This window comes from Chitinophaga polysaccharea (assembly GCF_007829335.1).
Taxonomy (GTDB): Bacteria; Bacteroidota; Bacteroidia; order Chitinophagales; family Chitinophagaceae; genus Chitinophaga; species Chitinophaga polysaccharea_B.
Map to the genome: position 1 here is coordinate 1 of NZ_VIWO01000011.1, position 19,631 is coordinate 19,631.

Annotated in this window: 20 protein-coding genes and 1 tRNA gene; 7 read left to right on the top strand and 14 right to left on the bottom strand. The window is 46.2% G+C overall.

Annotated elements, in window-relative coordinates:
• Nucleotides 1-147: 147 nt before the first annotated feature.
• From FHW36_RS26630 to FHW36_RS26640, 3 genes are all read right to left on the bottom strand, one after another.
• On the bottom strand, nt 148-546 hold the full coding sequence (locus FHW36_RS26630) for a hypothetical protein (protein ID WP_145673781.1): 399 nt from the start codon (nt 544-546) through the stop codon (nt 148-150).
• Between the two features lie 10 nt (nt 547-556).
• Nucleotides 557-847: a hypothetical protein gene (locus FHW36_RS26635; protein ID WP_145673783.1), complete on the bottom strand. Its 291-nt coding sequence runs from the start codon at nt 845-847 to the stop codon at nt 557-559.
• 267 nt (nt 848-1,114) lie between these two features.
• The gene (locus FHW36_RS26640) at nt 1,115-1,453 is read right to left on the bottom strand and encodes a helix-turn-helix domain-containing protein (RefSeq protein WP_145673785.1); all 339 of its coding nucleotides are present in this window, start codon (nt 1,451-1,453) and stop codon (nt 1,115-1,117) included.
• 597 nt (nt 1,454-2,050) lie between these two features.
• Here FHW36_RS26640 and FHW36_RS26645 point away from each other — a divergent pair.
• Nucleotides 2,051-2,833 (top strand): DUF2971 domain-containing protein, encoded by a 783-nt coding sequence (locus FHW36_RS26645; RefSeq protein WP_145673787.1) that lies wholly within the window; start codon nt 2,051-2,053, stop codon nt 2,831-2,833.
• Between the two features lie 411 nt (nt 2,834-3,244).
• A complete protein-coding gene (locus FHW36_RS26650) occupies nt 3,245-3,826 on the top strand; it encodes a hypothetical protein (RefSeq protein ID WP_145673790.1) in 582 nt (193 codons plus the stop codon).
• A gap of 472 nt (nt 3,827-4,298) precedes the next feature.
• Here FHW36_RS26650 and FHW36_RS26655 read toward each other — a convergent pair.
• A tRNA-Lys gene (locus FHW36_RS26655) sits at nt 4,299-4,371 on the bottom strand.
• Nucleotides 4,372-4,484: 113 nt separating this feature from the next.
• Here FHW36_RS26655 and FHW36_RS26660 point away from each other — a divergent pair.
• A complete protein-coding gene (locus tag FHW36_RS26660) occupies nt 4,485-5,063 on the top strand; it encodes a YdeI/OmpD-associated family protein (protein WP_145673791.1) in 579 nt (192 codons plus the stop codon).
• Between the two features lie 33 nt (nt 5,064-5,096).
• Here the strand turns inward: FHW36_RS26660 and FHW36_RS26665 are convergent, their stop codons facing one another.
• The 6 genes from FHW36_RS26665 to FHW36_RS26690 form a co-directional block, all read right to left on the bottom strand.
• Nucleotides 5,097-5,747, bottom strand: a complete 651-nt coding sequence (locus FHW36_RS26665; RefSeq protein WP_145673793.1) for a nuclear transport factor 2 family protein — start codon at nt 5,745-5,747, stop codon at nt 5,097-5,099.
• A 251-nt stretch (nt 5,748-5,998) separates the two neighbouring features.
• On the bottom strand, nt 5,999-6,202 hold the full coding sequence (locus tag FHW36_RS26670) for a hypothetical protein (RefSeq protein WP_145673797.1): 204 nt from the start codon (nt 6,200-6,202) through the stop codon (nt 5,999-6,001).
• Nucleotides 6,203-6,265: 63 nt separating this feature from the next.
• Nucleotides 6,266-6,634 carry a YccF domain-containing protein gene (locus FHW36_RS26675; protein ID WP_145673799.1) on the bottom strand — a complete coding sequence of 123 codons (369 nt, stop codon included), beginning with the start codon at nt 6,632-6,634 and terminating at the stop codon, nt 6,266-6,268.
• 77 nt (nt 6,635-6,711) lie between these two features.
• On the bottom strand, nt 6,712-7,578 hold the full coding sequence (locus FHW36_RS26680; protein WP_145673800.1) for a hypothetical protein: 867 nt from the start codon (nt 7,576-7,578) through the stop codon (nt 6,712-6,714).
• A gap of 135 nt (nt 7,579-7,713) precedes the next feature.
• Entirely contained in the window at nt 7,714-9,588 is a 1,875-nt protein-coding gene (locus tag FHW36_RS26685; RefSeq protein WP_145673802.1) for a M1 family metallopeptidase, read from the bottom strand.
• 55 nt (nt 9,589-9,643) lie between these two features.
• On the bottom strand, nt 9,644-9,850 hold the full coding sequence (locus FHW36_RS26690) for a hypothetical protein (protein WP_145673804.1): 207 nt from the start codon (nt 9,848-9,850) through the stop codon (nt 9,644-9,646).
• A 173-nt stretch (nt 9,851-10,023) separates the two neighbouring features.
• Between FHW36_RS26690 and FHW36_RS26695 the strand changes: the two genes are divergently transcribed.
• Nucleotides 10,024-12,390, top strand: a complete 2,367-nt coding sequence (locus tag FHW36_RS26695) for an ABC transporter permease (protein WP_145673806.1) — start codon at nt 10,024-10,026, stop codon at nt 12,388-12,390.
• Nucleotide 12,391: 1 nt separating this feature from the next.
• Here the strand turns inward: FHW36_RS26695 and FHW36_RS26700 are convergent, their stop codons facing one another.
• Entirely contained in the window at nt 12,392-13,417 is a 1,026-nt protein-coding gene (locus FHW36_RS26700) for a GlxA family transcriptional regulator (RefSeq protein ID WP_145673808.1), read from the bottom strand.
• A 133-nt stretch (nt 13,418-13,550) separates the two neighbouring features.
• Between FHW36_RS26700 and FHW36_RS26705 the strand changes: the two genes are divergently transcribed.
• Entirely contained in the window at nt 13,551-14,363 is an 813-nt protein-coding gene (locus FHW36_RS26705) for a DUF899 domain-containing protein (RefSeq protein ID WP_145673810.1), read from the top strand.
• On the top strand, nt 14,360-14,695 hold the full coding sequence (locus FHW36_RS26710; RefSeq protein ID WP_145673812.1) for a hypothetical protein: 336 nt from the start codon (nt 14,360-14,362) through the stop codon (nt 14,693-14,695). The genes FHW36_RS26705 and FHW36_RS26710 overlap by 4 nt, the downstream gene beginning before the upstream one ends.
• On the opposite strand, the gene FHW36_RS26715 is transcribed toward FHW36_RS26710, so the two are convergent.
• Nucleotides 14,684-15,202, bottom strand: coding sequence for a GNAT family N-acetyltransferase (locus FHW36_RS26715; RefSeq protein WP_145673814.1), 519 nt, complete (start codon nt 15,200-15,202; stop codon nt 14,684-14,686). The two genes, FHW36_RS26710 and FHW36_RS26715, sit on opposite strands and share 12 nt — an antisense overlap.
• Before the next feature lie 202 nt (nt 15,203-15,404).
• Here FHW36_RS26715 and FHW36_RS26720 point away from each other — a divergent pair, with 202 nt between their 5' ends.
• The gene (locus tag FHW36_RS26720) at nt 15,405-17,831 is read left to right on the top strand and encodes an ABC transporter permease (RefSeq protein WP_145673816.1); all 2,427 of its coding nucleotides are present in this window, start codon (nt 15,405-15,407) and stop codon (nt 17,829-17,831) included.
• Between the two features lie 7 nt (nt 17,832-17,838).
• On the opposite strand, the gene FHW36_RS26725 is transcribed toward FHW36_RS26720, so the two are convergent.
• Both FHW36_RS26725 and FHW36_RS26730 read right to left on the bottom strand, forming a co-directional pair.
• Nucleotides 17,839-18,318 carry a hypothetical protein gene (locus FHW36_RS26725; protein WP_145673818.1) on the bottom strand — a complete coding sequence of 160 codons (480 nt, stop codon included), beginning with the start codon at nt 18,316-18,318 and terminating at the stop codon, nt 17,839-17,841.
• Between the two features lie 31 nt (nt 18,319-18,349).
• Nucleotides 18,350-19,429, bottom strand: coding sequence for an AI-2E family transporter (locus FHW36_RS26730; protein ID WP_145673820.1), 1,080 nt, complete (start codon nt 19,427-19,429; stop codon nt 18,350-18,352).
• Nucleotides 19,430-19,631 lie beyond the last annotated feature (202 nt).

Sequence of the window (19,631 nt, forward strand, 5' to 3'; positions counted from 1 at the left end):
GCTTTCTCTATCTCACACTGACCCGACAAATGGGGGGACATCAATAGCCCGGCTTTCTCTATCTCACACTGACCCGACAAATGGGGGGACCTCAATCCCAAGATACATAAAAGTAAATTTTAAAATTCATCATTTGCATTGATAAAATCAATATCTTTTATCAGAGGCGGTACCGTCGAAAGCGATGAGGTTAAACATCGCCCTCATCCTGCTTCTCAATCTATTTCCATAAGCCGCCTCCAGCTCCTGACTATTCAAATTCGTCGTCAGATGTGTGATCATCTTATTGGAGATAAACAGATCATACCGTGACAACAGTATCTCCCCCATCACATTACAGTTATTTCCCCAGTAGTTCACCGTCTGCTCCACGCCCACGTCATCAAAGCAATGCACACGCGGCACGTTGGTATACGGAAAAAAGGCGTTGGTACTATACCGGCTGATAACATCGTACCCAATTTTGCTGAACTCAAAACTGATCTGCCGGCAGGAAACCATATGCGACCGGTTCGACTCCGGCGTCAGTGATCTCATGAGCGTCATAAGGGAAGTTTTACCGCAGCCGATCTTGCCAGTAAGGAGTAGAGTTGATAAAGATACCGGTATCCGCCAATAGCTTAATAACATGACCCAGCTGGGCCACTGAAAACTTAGTAATCACATTAAAATCCTTCCAACGGAAAATTTCATCTGCGTTAACTTTGCTATTAGAAAACCGGGCAGTTTCTTTCAGGTAGTAAATTTCTTCTGCAATCCAATGCTGTAACTGTTGTTGCAGACTATAATGTAGCGGGCTATAAGTGATTCCTGGTTTTGATTGAATTTGATTTATTTGCTTTTGCATCCATATCAATCTCTCGAGCTGTTCATTTTTTGGTAGCACATCCACTTCCTGCTTAATAGCATTAGTACAATAAACATAATACTGGCTACAATTAAAATTCAATCCCAACCGGATGGCGAAGCCAGCCCGGTTTATCTCCGCATACAGGTAGCGAAGCTGCCTGTATCATCTTCACGAACTGGTGGCAACGCCGCCGGTTCAATCTCCACGGAACAGATGGCGAAGCCGTCTGTTCAATCATCGCAAACGGGCAGCGAAGCTGAACGTTTAATCTTTGTGGTTTTCTTCTGTCTTTAATAATTCCTGAATGTCATTCCAGAGAAAGAATACACGGGATCGAATTTTACAGCGTTTTAATTTACCGTGCCTGATCCAATCGTAAATAGTGGGTTTGGTAACCTGAAATAGATTGCAGACTTCTGTGAGCTTTAAAAGGGGCTTGTAGGTCAATCCGGGTGTTTCATAAAGAAGTTGAGTGGGTTTACCCTTTTCGGCGTTTGTAACTTCTTCCCGGATAATGAGTCTTATCCGTTGCCAATACTGGTCGGGATCAAAGGGAAACAACATGGGGGTTACAGCTTTTTCGATCTTCACATTTTCTTTCATACACTTCGCTTTAAAATTATTGGGGCTACTTATCTAATCGAAAATAGCTAAAAAGCCAGAAATAACATCTACCTGTAAAAATTTTGATAGAGATTAAACTGCGTCCAAACTTCGGGGGAAGGCTATACTAGGGAGGCTCTGATACAACGCGACGGGCCAAGCAGAGATTGTTGGCTGAGTGATGTGGAACAACTAGCACACCTAGGTAATTTTAAACAAAGGTTTATAAATAAGTCAGGGAGTTTGAAATGTAGAGGGACCCCGGCTGTGAAAGTCGGTTAACTTCTTCACGTACCAATAAACGCAGCGTTTCCCTTTCCGGTTCAATCGGGAAAAGCATTGGAGCTGTCGTCTACACACTGTTTTCTTTTTTGTCCATACTTTACCATTTTAATGCTTGAATATGCACATACGATAAAAAGAAAACTGGCTAAGTATACTTGTTTATAAAAAACAAAGTAATCTCCAATTTAGAGATTTATTATCTCATATATAAATATACATATCGCAAATAATCAATACTAATTCCCTATATTTGATGCCCGAAATAGACTCTAAAACTATTGATTCCTAACACCTGAAAATACTACTAACAGCATGCACCCACTTCATCCTAAGCTGGCCAACAGAATAAACTTCAACGAGGATAAAGACAAAATAGACTTCGATACTCCCATTTCAAGAGTTTACCCGCTCAATAGGTTACTTGAGTTGATTTTTTCAAAAAGAAATACTTTGGTTAAACCCCAAATGTGGGATGACCCATTTGAAAATTGTATACTGCAACAAACAGTAAAAACCAAGGCAGGAAGGGAAGTAAGTTTTGGCACTATTCAACAATCACTTTACGGGCAATGTTGGACACTTAATCTTGAGGAATCAGATGCCTTGTGGAGAATTTATTCTCATGCAAAAAATGGTGTAAGGGTAAAGACAACCTTAAATAAACTATGGGATGGTTTCTGTAATGAAAAAGATAAAAATGTCATTACCTCATATTTCATTGGCAAAATCATTTATAAAGAAGCAAATGAAATTCAAGATTATTTCGAGAATCCCGGTAACCTAACGAATATATTAACCTCAAGCGCCAAAGGAATAGCAACTACAGTACTTGTCAAACGAAAAGAGTTTACACATGAAAAAGAGATTAGGCTAGTTTATATCGCGGATAAAAATAATTATGACATTACCCAAGGCACTTATCAATATGAGGTCAATCCAACAGACTTATTTGATGAACTATTGTTTGACCCGCGATTCGATGATAAAATTTTTGAAGTAATAAAGGCAGAACTCATAGCCTGTGGCTTCACGAAGCCTATTCAGAAGTCAATATTATATCAAGCTCCAGAATTTAACATGACAATAAATTGGTAGTGGAGCTACAGCAGCAATTAACAGATAGTGCTTTAGTGTACTTTGCCAAAAATCGTTAATCATTTGGCCTCGTGTAGCCGTAGTTGGCCATTGTGCATAAATGTTACGTTGCTCGTTGTGGATTCTACAAAAACTTGTATAAATATATGTACAATTTACAGAAAGGTCGAATGTGGAAAAGACTTCAAACGCTTCAAATTCTTAATGCTCAGAGACTCAGTTTTTACAAATATAAATATACGTAAAGTGTCTAAATTTTAATGACTCTAAACCCAAACTCAAAAAGAAAAACGACATTTTGCCATTAAACATAAACTATTATGACAAAACAGGCTAATAAATGTGACACAATGGCCGTTTTTTACTCTGGCGTGACATTTGAAACTAGTGACTCTCAACAAATGTTTTAACATGCAGAATCAATTTAAAAGCCACAACACGTTGCCCATTATTTGGGATTTAAAGAAGCAACGGGTAGATAAGATAGACTATCTTATCAATAATTTGAAAATTGATAATGTGCGCGATGATGACAAATTTAAACAGTCCGTTGATCACATTATCAATACAACACAAATTGCTCCTATTAAGTTTGAGGAACCCAAGTATGTTGATCATGAATATACACGGAGGGAATTGTCAATCACTCAACAGATGATGGGGCTGAGTAGAGACGTCTATATTCATACAATTACAATGGCGTTCACTGGCAATTCAGTTTTATTTGATTATAGACCGATGGCGACCACCATCAATAGCAGTGATCATGGCATTCTTATAAACAATAGCAATCAATTTAGAATCTATGTAGAACTACCGTCCATAAATCCCCAGCAAGCCATTGCGAATGCTAAAGAAATTATGGGTATGACTGTAAGATATGCAACAGACAACAGCGTTGATATTGCTAATTGGAATAAAGAAATAAGTGTACTTATTGAGCAAAGAGCTGCCGCTAAAAGAGAGGAATTAATACGCATTTTTGGCAAGTAGTAAATATGATCTCTAAGACCTTACAAAAGAGCACTTCCTGCTAATTTTATAACCATACAACATGCCAATAATAGGTAAACTAAAAAGCTAAGATTAAAGGTAAAATTGATCTTAGCTTTTTTATGAAAAATGTTTGTGTACCGAAAAGATGTTAAATTACGTGTGGATAACTGTATCTTAGTATAAGCTATTTAACCAGTATAAAGTACGGTAACGAAAATACTGTTACACAAAAGGAACGCAACTAAAAGAAAAAACTGCGACCAGCAAAGGTTTTAGAAGTTGCTTGTGATCCCGCTGGAATTATAACTACAAACTAATCCGCTTAAAGTCCAAATGTTGTAAATTAGTAACGATAAGTCAACCCAAATAAAACTAGGTAACCACGAAAAGCAAATCCGCACTTTGATAGACTAACAAATAGACCAAAAACAAAAAACCCGCGCCAAGCGCAGGTTTCAAGTTTCTCCAGTGATCCCCTTGGGACTCGAACCCAAGACCCATACATTAAAAGTGTATTGCTCTACCAACTGAGCTAGGGAATCGTTTCATTTAATGGGAGTGCAAAAGTAGTAATTAATTTATTACTTCCAAATTTTTTTTATCTTTTTTATAACGCTGATGGTTACACGTTGTCTGGCAACGTATATTTGATACCATGACAACTCCTAAAGAATCCCCCATATTAACCTTTCAAACCCAGGAACAATGGGCCCATTGGCTGGATCAACATCATGCCGATATAGATGGCGCCTGGATACGGATCTTTAAAAAAAATACCCAAACACCTTCGATCAACTATGCACAAGCGCTGGATGAAGCCCTCTGTTACGGCTGGATAGATGGAATAAAAAAGTCGCTGGACGACGTTTCTTTCATTCAGAAATTTACACCACGCCGCGCCAAAAGCATCTGGTCGCAAAGGAATACTCAACATATTGAACGACTCACCACCGCCGGGAAAATGAAGCCCGCCGGCCTGCGGGAAGTGGAAAAAGCAAAAGCCGATGGACGCTGGGAAAGCGCTTATGCCACTTCAAAAGAAGCGGCCATCCCGGAAGATTTTATGGCGGCGCTGAAAAAAAACAAAAAAGCCAAAGCCTTTTTTGATACCCTCAACAAGCAAAATTTATTCGCTATTTACTTCCGCCTGCAAACCGCCAAAAAACCGGAGACAAGGGCCAAACGCATCGTTACGATCATCGACATGCTCAGTCGCCAGGAAAAATTTCATTAGCCGGGCCCTTCTGAAAGACCCGGCCATATTGAATTACACCATGCCGTTTTCATGCGGCATCACCGCCGGTATCTCCTGGCTCACCCGCCAATGTGAGACCAGCAGCCGATCCTGTAAACGGAAAATATCGTAAAAAACAGCGCCATGGCAGGTAGACTGTACCATCACCAAAGCTCCCTCTGCGATGATCCGGTGAAGGGTATGCCCGACAAAATCCAGCGGCCCCACGTACTCCTGCGCCACTAAAGCAACATCGGCACTGCCAAAAAACTGCCGCACGATGGCCTTGTTCTCCGCCGGAACATTTGGCTCCGCAACACCCGGAATAATCATGGTAGTAGCCTCCTCCTGCGTGGCATCCCAGTGCTCAGCCAGTTTTCCATCTGCCACCCGGTAGAGGTCTGCAATAGCAAGGCGCTTTCCCATAAAACTCAACTGCATCAGCAACAGTACATAATCATCTTCCGCCATTACCACCACTATTGGCGACTCCCGCTGCTCAGCTGCCGGCAGCTGCCGGAGCTGCTCTAAAGCGGCTTTCAAACCCGCTTTGCCCCCTTTTACCCGGGGACTATGCTGTATATAATCGTCGTGTACATAAGTATCTACTGCATCAGGGTTACGCTCCCCTATCAGCTGCTTTATGGCGGCCAATACCATGGCCTTATTGTTGACTGTAGACATAAAAGTAAATATATATCCGCCGCGCGATGGCGCGGAAAACAGGATTAAATAATAAGGTGAGAAATATCAGGGAAAGGAAAGCCCGCTTCCTTTCCGGGAAGCCGGATGTTGGATCCGGGAGATGAGATATGATGCGTAAATACTGATGCCACAAACATAACGCATTCTACAGAAATACACAATGCTTGCCGCCATAAAATAAAAAAAGCGCCCGGAATCCCGGACGCCTGCCACTTATAATTATTTTTTACTTATCCCATGGCGTTACTGTAAATGCCATCTGCTTTTTCCTGTACGCCTTCCATAAACCGCCGTGCTTTGCGGCCTGTTTTTTTCATCGCGTTGCGGGTGTCATCTATAATACCTGAACCCTGTTGGCGCTTCCTCATATACAAAGCTGCTGCCAGGGAAACTGCGGTACCCACCGCTGCGGCTGCAATCAATATCTTTTTCATATGCCAGGTTTTTGGTCCATGGTAAAAACCCAATTGTCATGCCAACACCGGCATACACAGCCGTTAATAGATCTCCTTTCCGAAGGGTGTAAAACTCAGGCTCATCAGCTTGAAATGCTGACGCCCAAAGGGAATACCGATGATGGTAATGCACAGCAACAGGCCAAAAAATAAATGCGCCAGCGCAATCCAGATGCCCCCGATAAATATCCAGATAATATTAAAAATGGTCGCCAAACAACCCGTTTGTCCTGGTACCTCCCGCACGTGCCGCCCAAAGGGAAACAGGGTAAAGAACCCTATCTTAAAACACTGTATGCCGAATGGAATACCGATGATGGTCAGACACAGGAGAAATCCGCTGATCATATACTGTATAAATGAAACAAAGCCCCCGAAGATGAGCCACAAAATATTACCAAGTAAGTTCATATCCCAAATGTAGAACGGAATACGTACATTTTAAAGCAGCTCGATAACTTACACGAAAAATCCTCCTAAATGCCACATTAACGATCCCGATCGGCTTCAAACACATCTGCTACCAGCTTCCAGCCAGCAGCCTCCGGACGCCATACCTGTACGAAATATCCTTTTTCAGTCTTGCCCTTCCCATGATATATGATAGCCCTCCCATAATAATACTGCATTTCACGGGCAATGGATGCGCCTTGCCCCAATACCTCAAAGTCACAGCGCGTTGCGTTGGCTGAACTAAAGTAACGGTGGGCTTCCCTGGAATCCGCCAACTGTGGCCAGTTAGCACGCACCACCAGCGGCGCAGCAGATATGTATTGACGGTAAGCCTCCGCGGGCCGGATTTGCGCTGAGGCACAAAATTGCTGAAATGCTCTTTCGGCGGTGCTATCTTTTGCAGGCACATAAACGGGTGCCCTCACAGGCAATACTATCTTTGCTGCTTCACAAACCGGAGACGGTAAAGCCGCTACCGTATGCGTTATACCTGCATCCAATATTAACTTGTATACCTGTTGCTCATTCTTCTCCCAGATACTAAAAAAATACCCGGTACCCTTTACACTATCCCTTAAAGAATACCAGTAGGGACCAGCAGTAAATCCCATATCGCCGGAACGGGTTACCAGGGCGTATTCGGGGTACCAACGCAGTTTTTCCGCAGGAACAGCAGTCCGCCTGGCATTCAGGGAAAGACCATTTACCGGCATTCCAGCCCGGAACAAAATTCCCCTGGGTGCCAGGTAAGCATCAAATGCCGCCTTGATGCTGGTATTGGCCGCCAGCCGGGCAAACGCCAGCTCATTGTCGACTAATTGTTTTTTATGAAGGAGATATTGATCGGGGGGACTCATGCTCACCGCGAGACAGATGGCAGCATGGATAAGAAACAACTTCATGCTTTTTTATCCTAAAGTTGCAACATATGCCGCAATCTTTTGCACGCTGGCGACATATGCCCTGTGAAGGGGTACAAACAACCGGTTCTGCTTCCCCAACTGCATACCTGCAACCGGGGAAGCATCCGGCAAGTATTACTTTTTCCAGCTGTTATCCTTTTCGTTGGCATCCATAAACAGGTTGCCATCCAGGGTAACCTGCTTCACAGCTTTCTTCAACGTTACCGGCAGTACCACCACCCTGGCATTTGCTTTCCATACAGCCGGCGTTTGATGAATGCTTTCTTTACTGTCGTCTGCATAGGTAATCACTACATCAAAAGGCACGGCAAATCCACCGGTATTGGTAATATGCAGCAGCGCTTTCTTTCCACTGATTTTTATATCCGACAAAGTCAGGTCAATGTAGTTATTACTGAAGAACCAGTTATTCCAGAACCAGTCAAGGTTTTGACCGGCAGCAGTGTTAAATGAATAGAAGTAATCCCAGGGTATCGGGTGCTTTCCATGCCAGTTGTCCATATAGGCATGTAAACATTTTTTAAAGAGATGTTCCCCTAACAGGTCTTTAATAGCCAGGTACGACAGCGACGCTTTTCCATAGGAGTTGTTGCTATACCCCATGCCGCTTACCTGGTTAGACATGGAAATGATGGGCTGATCTTCTTCTGTAGAAGGATCGGTAATATATTTGGTGACCCGGAACCTTTTGTAGAAGTTGTCCGCTGCCTCCTTTCCCTTCTCTGCAATCCCGATCAGGTATTCGAAAGTGGTAGCCCACCCCTCATCCATAAAGGCATAGCGACTTTCATTGATACCCATATAAAAAGGGAAATAGGTATGCGCTATTTCATGGTCCTGTACCAACTGCGCAAAGCCCAGGTCATCCCCTACCGATCCATCATTCACCATCATCGGGTATTCCATATCGGCAAAGCCCTGGAAGGCCGTCATTACGGGAAATGGATAAGGCACGCCGGGATAGTGATGGGAAAACCAACTCAACGCATTTTGTGAAAAAGCGACGGAGTGGTGGAAATCAGTAGCCGTATCGTTATACGCTGCCTGCACACTGGCACGACGCATGGTGCTGCTGTCGACCACTACGCTCGACGCATCCCATACATAATGATTGCTGGCTGCAAATGTTACATCGGCAATATGATGAGCTGCAAACTTCCAGGTGTTCCAGTCGCGCTGCTGCGTAACGGCCCCCCGCTTCATCTGGTCCAGGGTAGCAATATGCAGGATATCATCGCTGGTATACGATTGTTTCAAACGCCTGGCCACCTCCGGTTGCAGCACTTCTGCTGCATTCAGCAAATCGCCGGTCCCCCACACTACGAAGTTCTTCGGCACTTTTACCGCTACCTGGTAGTCGTTAAAATCACTGTAAAACTCTACCCGGTCGGTATGGTCAATACCATCCCAGCCGTTGTAATCATCGTATACAGATACCCGTGGGTACGCATAAGCCATATATACGGTGGTGCTGTCGATCATCCCTTCGCGGCCGCTCAGTACCGACAAATCATAGTGCCAGTTGATCTGCAGCTGCACACTGTCTTTCGAAGCCAGTGCCTGCGGGAAAGATACATATGCGGTAGTACCTACGTCATTATTGAATTGAACCGCCACCCCGTTGATAAGCAGCGTATCGATGGTGACCCCGTCGGTTAAAAAATCCTTGCTCACATACCCGGAGCGGGGCGACTGGTACTTATGCAGGTTGCAGATGATGCGCAGCATCATTCCTTTCAACGCATTGGGGCTGTTATTTACATAGCTGATGGTTTCTGTGCCGGTAACGGTTCTGTTAGGCGGATTCACCGACAACTGGATATCATAGCGTCCCTTATTCTGCCAGTAACGTTTTCCGGGTGCGCCGGTTTTACTCCTTGTTTCATTAACATATGCCCGCTTAATATTACGGGGCATATACAATTCCTGTGCGGATGCCAGGGTGTGCGCACCCATCAGCAACAGCAGGCTATACATGATCTTGTTCATACCTTAGTAGTGGTTACAGGGATAAAAATAGGGAAAAGTTGACGGATACTCCTTGTCAGAAGAAATACGATTCGATCTTCTGTGCCAGCCGCGACAGAAATTCATTGGGAATATGATCGTGCGAAGCCGCAAGTTTCCCCTGGTCGTCCGGCCGGAAAATTACCTCATGCTCATCTATTTTTACGAGATAGGTTTTCTCCTTATCCGCGGCAGGCAAGATATGATAGTCTTTGCCGTCTAAATGAATGATCGCCTTTTTCATAACTGTTCTTTTATGGGAAGTTAATCAATTAGCTGCATAAAAACGGGCAGGGACTGTTTCAAAAACGAACACATAGCGTCTCATGTCTATATATAAAAAATATAAAAACAAGTACCTTAGATTCCGGTATAATTTTCCTGACCAGGGGAAATGCTATTAAATCTTGCCACTTCATGCAGCTATTTAAAATCGCTTTCCGTAACCTGTTTAACAACAAAGGATATTCGGCCATCAATATTATCGGGCTGGCCACAGGCATGGCTGTTACACTATTGATAGGTTTGTGGATCTGGGATGAACTCAGCTTCAACCATGTACATTCCCGTCACGCGCACATTGCCCAGGTGATGGACGTACAAACCATTAACGGCGACGTAAATACCAGCGAGGCAATTGCCATCCCGCTGGCCGCCACGTTGCGCAATGACTTCCCGGGCGATTTTAAACATGTAGCGCTCCTGTTTCCCAACTTCGTACATGCGGTAACGGTAGGCGATCACAAACTATCCCAATCAGGCGTATGGGTACAGCCCGACTTGCCTGCTATGCTGTCGTTAAAAATGATCAGTGGTAAGCAGGATGCCTTGAAAGATCCTTCATCTGCCCTCATCACCCGCTCCCTCGCCAACGCATTATTTGGTAATACCGATCCCATAGGCAAAGGCTTTAAACTAGACAACAGAACCGACTTACAGGTGGGCGGTGTATTTGAAGACCTGCCGCAAAGCAGCTCCTTCTATGGCACCCAGCTCTTCCTCGCCTGGGACAAAGCCCTCAGCACCTTACCCTGGATGAAAGAAGCTGAACAGCAATGGGATAACCGGTACTGGAAATTATATGTAGAACTGAACGAACATGCGGACCTCGACAAAATAAATGCAAAGATTAAAAATGCGGCCCAGTTGCACCTCAAAACAGGTACAGAAACCCTCTTCCTTCATCCCATGGACCAATGGCGTCTGTATAACGAATTTAAAAACGGGAAGGTAACAGGCGGAAGGGTCCGGCTAATATGGCTGTTTGGCATTATCGGCGCACTGGTACTCTTACTGGCCTGCATCAACTTCATGAACCTCGCAACTGCGAGAAGCGCTAAACGCTCCAAAGAAGTAGGTGTGCGTAAAACCATTGGCGCTACCCGCCTGCAACTTATCTGGCAGTTTATGGCCGAATCACTGTTGCTGTCGGCTCTTTCCCTTGTGGGTGCTATGGCGCTTGCAGCGGGCTTATTACCTGCTTTCAACCGCCTGACGGAAAAACAATTATCCATTCCTTTTTCACCGGTATTGTGGAGCACTATGATCGGATTCGCCCTGTTGACCGGCCTGCTGGCCGGCAGCTATCCCGCTTTCTATCTATCTTCTTTCCGGCCGGTAAAAGTATTGAAAGGACAACAGCCCCGTGGACGTTTTTCACTGTTGCCCCGTAATACCCTAATAGTAGTGCAGTTCAGCGCATCCATTGCTTTGATGATTGGTACTGTAGTGATTTATCAGCAGATCCAATATGGCAAAAACAGGCCGGTAGGATATAATCGACATGGATTGATTATGGTTACCATGAGCACTGGTGAAATGTACGGCGCACCTTACAATGCCCTGCGCAACGCATTGCTGGCTACCGGCGCAGTGGCCGACATGGCTAAATCAGATATGCCCTCTACCAGCAGCCCTGTATACAACACCAATGTACAGTGGAAAGGGAAAGTGCTCCAGGAAGAAATACCTTTTGGCGTCATAGGTGTTACCCACGACTACGGACATACGATGGGCTGGCAAATAAAGGAAGGACGCGACTTTTCACGAGCCTACCCTACCGATACCGGGACGGTGGTACTGAATGAAGCCGCCGCCAGGCTGATGGGAGATGCCGGCGCTCCCGGAGAATTGATCCAATTAGATGGACGCTCCTGCCGGATTACCGGCATCGTAAAAGATATGATCATGGAATCGCCTTATGCCCCGGTACAGCCTACTATTTTTCAACTTCGCTATGGGATGATGAATGCGCTAACAGTGCGCATCAACCCGCAACTGCCCATGCGGCAAGCCTTGGCAGGTATGGCGCCGGTGTTTAAACAATTCAACCCCGAAGGTCCGTTCGACTATACATTTACCGATGATGCCTATGCACAGAAATTTTCCGATGAAGAGCGCATCGCGAGGCTGGCAGCAGTGTTTGCGGTATTGGCCATCTTTATCTCCTGCCTGGGCGTATGGGGACTGGCGGCATTCATGGCCGAACAACGGACCAAAGAGATTGGGATCCGCAAGGTACTGGGTGCTTCTGTGAGCAGCGTATGGATGTTGCTGTCGAAAGATTATGTCCGGCTGGTATTATTATCGCTATTGCTTGCCACACCGATAGCGTACTATGGCATGCATAGCTGGTTAAAAAACTATCCTTATCATATCACGCTTTCGGGGTGGCTATTTGCCGGCGCCGGTACCGCCACATTGGCTGTGACTTTGCTCACTGTCAGTTACCAGTCCGTAAAAGCAGCGTTGATGAATCCTGTAAAAAGCCTGGCTACGGAATAGCTCACTGCATACGGCCATGCAGGGTGCCCCATTTTTTTGAAGAAGACGACGTATCGGTAGCAGCGCGACTATACTTCTTGCGGTATTCCTGCGGCGTAAGACCAGTAAAGCGTTTGAACACCTGTCTGAATGTTTTCACATCGTTATAACCAGCATTAAACATCAACGTAGTAATGTTCTGACTATTTTTCTCCAGCTCTTTTTTTGCCGCTTCTATTTTTACCCGTTGCAGGTATTCCAGTGGGGTATTCTGGGTGGCTTGTTTAAACCGGCGGATATAGTTTCGTTTGCTCATATTGGCCATGGCGGCCAGCTGGTCGATAGACAGCTGCTCATCAAAATGTTGCTCGATATATACCTGTGTTTTGAGAATGTCCTGGTCCTCATGCCGGCGTTGTCCCTGGAACACGGCAAAGTGCGATTGATTGACGCGGTCCATATCGATAGAAAACATTTTACTCACCCAGATGCTGGCATCGCGTCCGCAGAATTTTTCTATCAGGTACAATACCAGGTTCAGGGAAACAAAGGCGCCGCCGCTGGTGTAGAGACCCTCCTGGTCAGTCATTACCTTATCGGCCAATACATTGATGTCGGGATATCGGGTACGCATATCATCCAGTGCCTGCCAGTGAGAAGTACAAGACTTACCGGAAAGCAGTCCTGCTTCTGCCAGGAAATAGCTGCCCAGGCACAAGCTGGCCACTTCTGTTCCACCGGCATGCATGTCGCGGATCCAATCTACCAGCCCTTTATTTTTGGGTAGTACATGATCGGGCGTTCCCTGGAAAGCGGGCGCCATGATCAGGTCGGTCTGTGTTACCTCATCGATGGTTTTATAACAGATAAACTGTGCCGGCGACTGCAACTGTATGTTTTTCATCTTTTCGCCAATGAGCTCCAGCTTAAAAGCAGGCTCTTTACCCGCTTGTGCGCAATAGCGGTTGGCGCCGTTGAAAATATCCATCACACTGGCGATAGAAGAAAGGATAGCATCTTCGTAAATGAGCAAGGAAATTGTTTTCATGGCAATTAGTGTATGATGCTATACAAAAGTAGGGTATTCTGTTGGCACAAATGCCCCCTAAATTAGGCGTGTTTGCACAGGTGGTTTTTCCCTTAAACAGGAGAAATTTGTAAGACACTAAACAGCAGAAATCATGAGTACCAATGCATCTGCCGGTTTAACGTCCTCACCCGTAAAACCCGGTTTCTCTCCCCAGGTAGTATCTTCAGAAGAATGGCTGGTGGCCAGGAAAAAATTCCTGGAGAAAGAAAAACGGCTCACCCGCCTGCGCGATGAATTGAGCCGTGAACGTATGGCCCTGCCATGGGTAAAAGTGGAAAAGGAATATGTGTTTGAAGGCCCTGACGGAAAAGTAACCCTCTCCGACTTATTCAATGGCCGTAGTCAACTGATCATCCAGCACTTTATGCTGGGCCCCAACGATGCCGAAGGTTGCGTGGGCTGCTCTTTTGCGGCCGACTCTATCGATGGCGCATTGCCCCACCTGGAAAACCACGACGTATCACTGGTAGTAGTTGCCCGGGCACCATTTCCGAAGCTGGATGCATTTAAAAAACGTATGGGCTGGAAATTCCCCTGGGTATCTTCCGCCGGCAGTGATTTCAACTACGACTATCACGTATCCTTCCACAAAGAAGATATAGCAAAAGGGAAGGTAGCTTACAATTACAGCACCATAGACGATTTACCGGTGCATATGGAAGATCTGCCCGGACTCAGTTGCTTTTATAAAGATGAAACAGGAACGATCTATCATACTTACTCCACCTATGCAAGAGGAGGAGAATTACAGCTAGTCACCTATAATTACCTGGATATAGCGCCACTGGGGCGTAATGAAGGAGCTGATACCAATCTTTCCAACTGGGTGCGTCACCACGACAAATACGATAGTCCTAAAATGGCGCCCGGCTCCTGTTGCAGTTCAGCGGAGGGTGCGTCATGAAACCGTATTGCTCCTGCGGTGGTGCTACGGGCAGCAACACCAGCAGCAAAGCAACACCTCCACAATCCACCGGTTCGCCCTCCTTCCGTCAGCGTATCATCAAAACCGTGCGATGGCTGCTACCGGGCATCACCCTCGCACTGATACCTAAATGCCCCATTTGTCTGGCTGCTTATGTAGCAGTGGGCACAGGAATAGGGCTATCTGTTACCGCGGCCACCTGGCTGCGAACAGGGCTGGTGGTGTTGTGTGTGGGTTCATTAATATACCTGGTGCTGAATAAGGGATTGCACCTGCTGCAACAACACCGGCAGGCCAGATCAAAGCCCTAATGCAATATTAAACAACATCAGTTCCTCCGCCTCTCCCGGCGGAAGAATAGTACCCTGCAGGGTAAAGCCGGAACGCGTAAGCAAACGTACCGACCGGTGATTATCCTGCTGGGTAATCGCAAACAAATAAGGCAAGGCCAGCTCATTTCGTGTATACTCCAGCGTAGCCGCTGCCGCTTCATAAGCATAGCCCTTTCCTTCTGCTTCCGGTAAAAAAGCAAAGCCAAGATCCGGCTGGTCCAGGTATTTCCTTTTAAACAAACCACAAATACCGATAGGCGCATTCGTTTCCTTTAATACCACTACCCAGGCTCCATATCCCTGCTCCGCATATAAACGCAGTAAATTATTCATGATATAGCGCTGTGCATCTGCCAGGGTACGTATCTGCCGGTCCCCGATATATTGCAGCCAGCTGGGCGTATTCAATAACTCCAGGATAAATTTATCGTCCGATGCAGCAAACGTACGTAACTGCAAACGGGGCGTTTCAAATAAGATTTTCATGCATCCAGTTATTACGAGTCCTTACAAAATAGATTTTTCCGGTGAAGACAGCAAATAAGCGTTGCTGCTTTGGCCGCAAAAATGAACAACGACTGTACAGAAACGGACATTTTCGTTATTTTATGAAACGTAATTTATTGATTTATAAGTTACCGGATTCTGGCACCCGATTAGTATGCCTCCACAAGACTATCTTGTTCATATGCTCAAAAGCTACTTTCTTACAGCACTTCGCTTCCTGAAAAAAAACAGGTCTTTCAGCTTTATCAATATATTCGGCCTGGCCATTGGCACGCTATGTTGCCTGTATATCCTCCTGTATGTTCAGGAACAATACAGCTACGATCAGCACTACCAGGATGCAGCAAATATTTACCGGGTCAATACCCTGATGAAACGGGCCGGAGAAACGCACCATACCGCTACCACTTCTCCCCCTATTGCCCCGGCACTAAAAAACGACTTCAGCGAAATACAGCAATATACCCGCATCGTCATCCCCAAAGATGCCAACAAACACCTGTTGCATTACCAGGATAAGGCTATTTATATCTCAGATGCCGCGTATGTTGACTCCACCTTCTTCGAAATTTTCACTTATCATTTTATCAGTGGCCAACCCGCTACAGCCTTATCCGGACCGTATTCCATTGTGCTGTTAAAAAGTGTGGCAGAGAAATTATTTGGCGCCACAGATCCTACCGGGAAAATAGTACGGGTGGAAAATACCGATGGCATACACGATTTTAAAGTAGATGGCATCATAGATGAAAGCATGGGAAAATCGCATGTGCAGGCGCCCATTTTCTTTTCGATGAATAGTGGCGGCATTGGCGATTATGTGCGTACCAGCGATGCCTGGGCAACCAACAACTTTGTGGCTTCTTATGTGAAACTCGCCCCACATAGCAATGTTACCGCATTGGAAAAGAAGCTCCCGGCCTTTCTACAGCAACATGGCGCAGAACAACTAAAGCATACCGGCATGGAAAAATCCCTGGTGCTGCAACCGGTAAAGGAGGTACATACCAGCACCGACTTTGAACTGGGACTGGGCAAAACAGTGAGCCCACGCTTCCTGTACCTGCTGTTATTGATTGCTGCGTTGATACAGCTGATTGCCTGTATCAACTTTATGAACCTGTCTACCGCCCGCGCTTCCAAAAGGGCAAAAGAAGTAGGCATCCGCAAAGTGATGGGTGCCAAACGCAACAACCTGGTGCAGCAATTCCTGGGAGAATCACTTCTGCTCTCCGCCCTGGGCGTATTGATTGCCCTCCCGCTCCTGGCCCTGGCCGTTCCCTGGCTCAACTTACTTACACAAGCTACGGTACAGCTGTCTTTCCTCACCGATTACCGGTTATGGACTATCATCATACTTCTCATCGTGACAACAGGCCTCATCGCCGGCAGCTACCCTGCTTTTTATCTCTCTGCCTTCAACAGCACCAAAGTGCTGAAAGGCAATTTTACGAACCGGGTGTCTGCATCGGGAATACGCCGTATACTGGTAGTATTCCAGTTTTCGCTGGCTATTGTATTGATTACCGGCATCGTTATCATCTACAGCCAGCTGAATTATATCAGGCAAAAAGACCTGGGTTTTGAGAAAGATCAGCAACTGGTACTCAGCTTCCATACACCCGATGCCCGGAATAAAATGAGTGGACTGGCTGCCGCATTGAGACAGCTCCCCGAAATAAAAGCCGTAGGCTTGTCTAACAACTATCCCAGCCAGTTTGTATTCAACGATATACACCTGCGTACGGCCAACAATAGTGGCGATGGCATGGTAGATGTGCAGTTCATGCTCACCGACGAACATTTTGCACCGTCTATGGGCATACAGATCGTGGGCGGCAGGGATTTTCTCCCCTCCGATTCCGGCCGGGTGCTGATCAATGAAACGATGGCCCGCAAACTGGGACTCACCCCCGAAACTGCAACCGGACAGCTGCTTTACACGCAACCAGCCGACCAGAGCGCGCCTACCAGCATTGAAATTGCCGGGGTGATGAAAGACTTTAATTACAATTCCCTGCACGACAATGTGCGGCCGTTTATGATCCTGTTTGATACACAGGTATCTGACTATACTTACATGATCGTTAACAGCAGCAGTAAAAGCTATGCTGCCCTGCTCAGCAAGATGGCAGGCGTATGGAAAAGCTACCTGCCGGAAGTGCCGTTTGAATATATTTTCCTGGATCAGGCGGTACAAAAGCAATACGATACAGAAGTAACCCTCTCCCGCATCATTAATTATTTCACTATTATCGCTATCCTCATTTCCTGCCTGGGATTATTTGGCCTGGCAGCTTTCAGCGCCGAACAGCGAAGGAAGGAGATCGGTATCCGGAAAGCGTTGGGCGCCAGCGTGAGCGGTATCGTACAATTGCTGTCGGGCGATTTCCTGAAGCTGGTATTGATCGCCGTGACCATCGCTACACCTATTGCCTGGTATGCCATGGATAAATGGTTGTCGGCCTACGCATACAGAGTTGACCTGCAATGGTGGATGTTTGCCGGCTCGGGGCTGCTTGCCTTGGTAATAGCGTTGTTTACGGTAAGTTACCAGGCTATCCGGGCGGCGCTGGTAAATCCTGTTAAGAGTTTGCGAACAGAATAACGGTTGCTCAATCTTCCGCCAGCTGCCGGAGCTGCCGTTCATAGTCGTACTGTAAGTCTTCATGCTGGGCGGCCACCACTTTCTTAATCTTCTTCAGCTGTTGCTCGAAGAGGTTATGTAATTGAATACTGTAGGAAGATAATAACCCGGATTGTTTCATTTTGGTACAGAAATAGATCAACAGCTCAGCTTCCGCCTGTTTAGAGCCTGTATAACGTATGTGCTTATTCGTTATACGCAGTATCTTACGCAGGCGCTTTTTCGCATGATATAATTTGTCATTGGCGATCTCGGCAAACCCGTTATCTATCTCTTCTTTCACCGCGGTAATATATCCTTCTTCGTTATGTGCTTCAAACAGGAGGTAGGTCAGCAGCTCTTTGTTATCGTTTTTATACTTGGCCAGCCGTAGGCACAACGCCGCCAGTTCGGCAGGCGCGAGTACAGATAATTCTTTCTTTATTTCGCTGATAGAAGCAGCCTTCATAATAAACCGGATAAGGAGGCAAAGTTACTATCTATTCTCCAGCCCGCGCACTGTCTTTACGCGCCAGCCATGAATTGAAGATGGTATAGAATACCGCTACAATGATAGCGCCTTTAAACATGCCCGTAAATCCCCATGCTGCTACGCCGCCAATAACGCCTATAAACAGTACCAGGAAGGGCAGCTTGCCACTCCTGGCAATGAGGATGGGCTTTAATATCGCCTCCCCGATGAGGATGCCGCTGCCATAGATAATCAGGAAAACCGTCATGCCCGGATGTCCTTGCGTGGCCACCCAGATGGTGAGTGGCACCCAAACGATGAGCGGACCTATCTGTATCACTACCAGGAAAAATATCAGGGCTGCCAGTCCCAGCGCATACGGAATACCGGCAATGGTAAGCCCTATCCAGGCTACAATAGCCGTTATAAACGCTGTGCCCATTACACCGATGGATACGCCTTTGATGGCCATGGTGGTGGCATTCAACAAGTCAGCTCCATCTTTGCGCCCCAGCAGGTGCTGCACCGTAGCGCGGATAGGCTTCACCGCTTTTTCCCCACTCACCAGGAAAAAGGCAGATACAACAATACCGATGAGCAGCTGCACCGCGGCGCCTATGATGCCCGCTCCGCTGCTGATAATACGGTTTAATAACATCCGCACCTGGCTCTCGTGGCCATTGAGCAAATCTTTAGGGCTGTCCTGCATCTGCTGCCAGATACTGCGGATATCACCACCTACATAAGGCATGTTGGCTGCCCATTCCGGCAAGGGGGGCAACCCATTTTCCCTGGCATCGCGGATCCAATGTATAGCCCCGCGCAGGTGCGCACTCATTTCTGCAATGATATAGGTGACCGGTAAGGCGATGACGGCCATGACGGCAATAGCGTAAACGGTGGCCGCCAACTTCCTGCGACCGCCCATCCACCGGACCATACGCTCAAAAAAGCCATGAAAGGAAACAGAAAATATCAGGGCAAAGGTGAGTACCCCAAAAAAGAGACGCAGTACACTATAGAGTGCCAGCAGCAATGCCAGCAACAATAACAGCACCAGGATAGATTCAATCATACTTCTGGAACCAGGCCTCAGATAATTGTTCATACGTTATATTTAAAGCTACATCATAAATATAACAAGAATCCGCCTTTAGTGTTGGCTAGTTTCATTGGATGCTAACGCCCCGATTCCGGACATATTTGTCCGGAAACGGACATCCTTCTCCATCGCTTGCCGGTTAAATGCCCATCAATCAAACATCCTATTTATGGCAACCTTCTTGTGCGTTCTTCTACAATTTACCAAT

Excerpts from the sequence above, each read along its gene's own strand:
- FHW36_RS26630 (WP_145673781.1), bottom strand. The coding sequence starts at position 546 with ATGACGCTCATGAGATCACTGACGCCGGAGTCGAACCGGTCGCATATG.
- FHW36_RS26635 (WP_145673783.1), bottom strand. The coding sequence starts at position 847 with ATGCAAAAGCAAATAAATCAAATTCAATCAAAACCAGGAATCACTTAT.
- FHW36_RS26640 (WP_145673785.1), bottom strand. The coding sequence starts at position 1,453 with ATGAAAGAAAATGTGAAGATCGAAAAAGCTGTAACCCCCATGTTGTTT.
- FHW36_RS26645 (WP_145673787.1), top strand. The coding sequence starts at position 2,051 with ATGCACCCACTTCATCCTAAGCTGGCCAACAGAATAAACTTCAACGAG.
- FHW36_RS26650 (WP_145673790.1), top strand. The coding sequence starts at position 3,245 with ATGCAGAATCAATTTAAAAGCCACAACACGTTGCCCATTATTTGGGAT.
- FHW36_RS26660 (WP_145673791.1), top strand. The coding sequence starts at position 4,485 with ATGACAACTCCTAAAGAATCCCCCATATTAACCTTTCAAACCCAGGAA.
- FHW36_RS26665 (WP_145673793.1), bottom strand. The coding sequence starts at position 5,747 with ATGTCTACAGTCAACAATAAGGCCATGGTATTGGCCGCCATAAAGCAG.
- FHW36_RS26670 (WP_145673797.1), bottom strand. The coding sequence starts at position 6,202 with ATGAAAAAGATATTGATTGCAGCCGCAGCGGTGGGTACCGCAGTTTCC.
- FHW36_RS26675 (WP_145673799.1), bottom strand. The coding sequence starts at position 6,634 with ATGAACTTACTTGGTAATATTTTGTGGCTCATCTTCGGGGGCTTTGTT.
- FHW36_RS26680 (WP_145673800.1), bottom strand. The coding sequence starts at position 7,578 with ATGAAGTTGTTTCTTATCCATGCTGCCATCTGTCTCGCGGTGAGCATG.
- FHW36_RS26685 (WP_145673802.1), bottom strand. The coding sequence starts at position 9,588 with ATGAACAAGATCATGTATAGCCTGCTGTTGCTGATGGGTGCGCACACC.
- FHW36_RS26690 (WP_145673804.1), bottom strand. The coding sequence starts at position 9,850 with ATGAAAAAGGCGATCATTCATTTAGACGGCAAAGACTATCATATCTTG.
- FHW36_RS26695 (WP_145673806.1), top strand. The coding sequence starts at position 10,024 with ATGCAGCTATTTAAAATCGCTTTCCGTAACCTGTTTAACAACAAAGGA.
- FHW36_RS26700 (WP_145673808.1), bottom strand. The coding sequence starts at position 13,417 with ATGAAAACAATTTCCTTGCTCATTTACGAAGATGCTATCCTTTCTTCT.
- FHW36_RS26705 (WP_145673810.1), top strand. The coding sequence starts at position 13,551 with ATGAGTACCAATGCATCTGCCGGTTTAACGTCCTCACCCGTAAAACCC.
- FHW36_RS26710 (WP_145673812.1), top strand. The coding sequence starts at position 14,360 with ATGAAACCGTATTGCTCCTGCGGTGGTGCTACGGGCAGCAACACCAGC.
- FHW36_RS26715 (WP_145673814.1), bottom strand. The coding sequence starts at position 15,202 with ATGAAAATCTTATTTGAAACGCCCCGTTTGCAGTTACGTACGTTTGCT.
- FHW36_RS26720 (WP_145673816.1), top strand. The coding sequence starts at position 15,405 with ATGCTCAAAAGCTACTTTCTTACAGCACTTCGCTTCCTGAAAAAAAAC.
- FHW36_RS26725 (WP_145673818.1), bottom strand. The coding sequence starts at position 18,318 with ATGAAGGCTGCTTCTATCAGCGAAATAAAGAAAGAATTATCTGTACTC.
- FHW36_RS26730 (WP_145673820.1), bottom strand. The coding sequence starts at position 19,429 with ATGAACAATTATCTGAGGCCTGGTTCCAGAAGTATGATTGAATCTATC.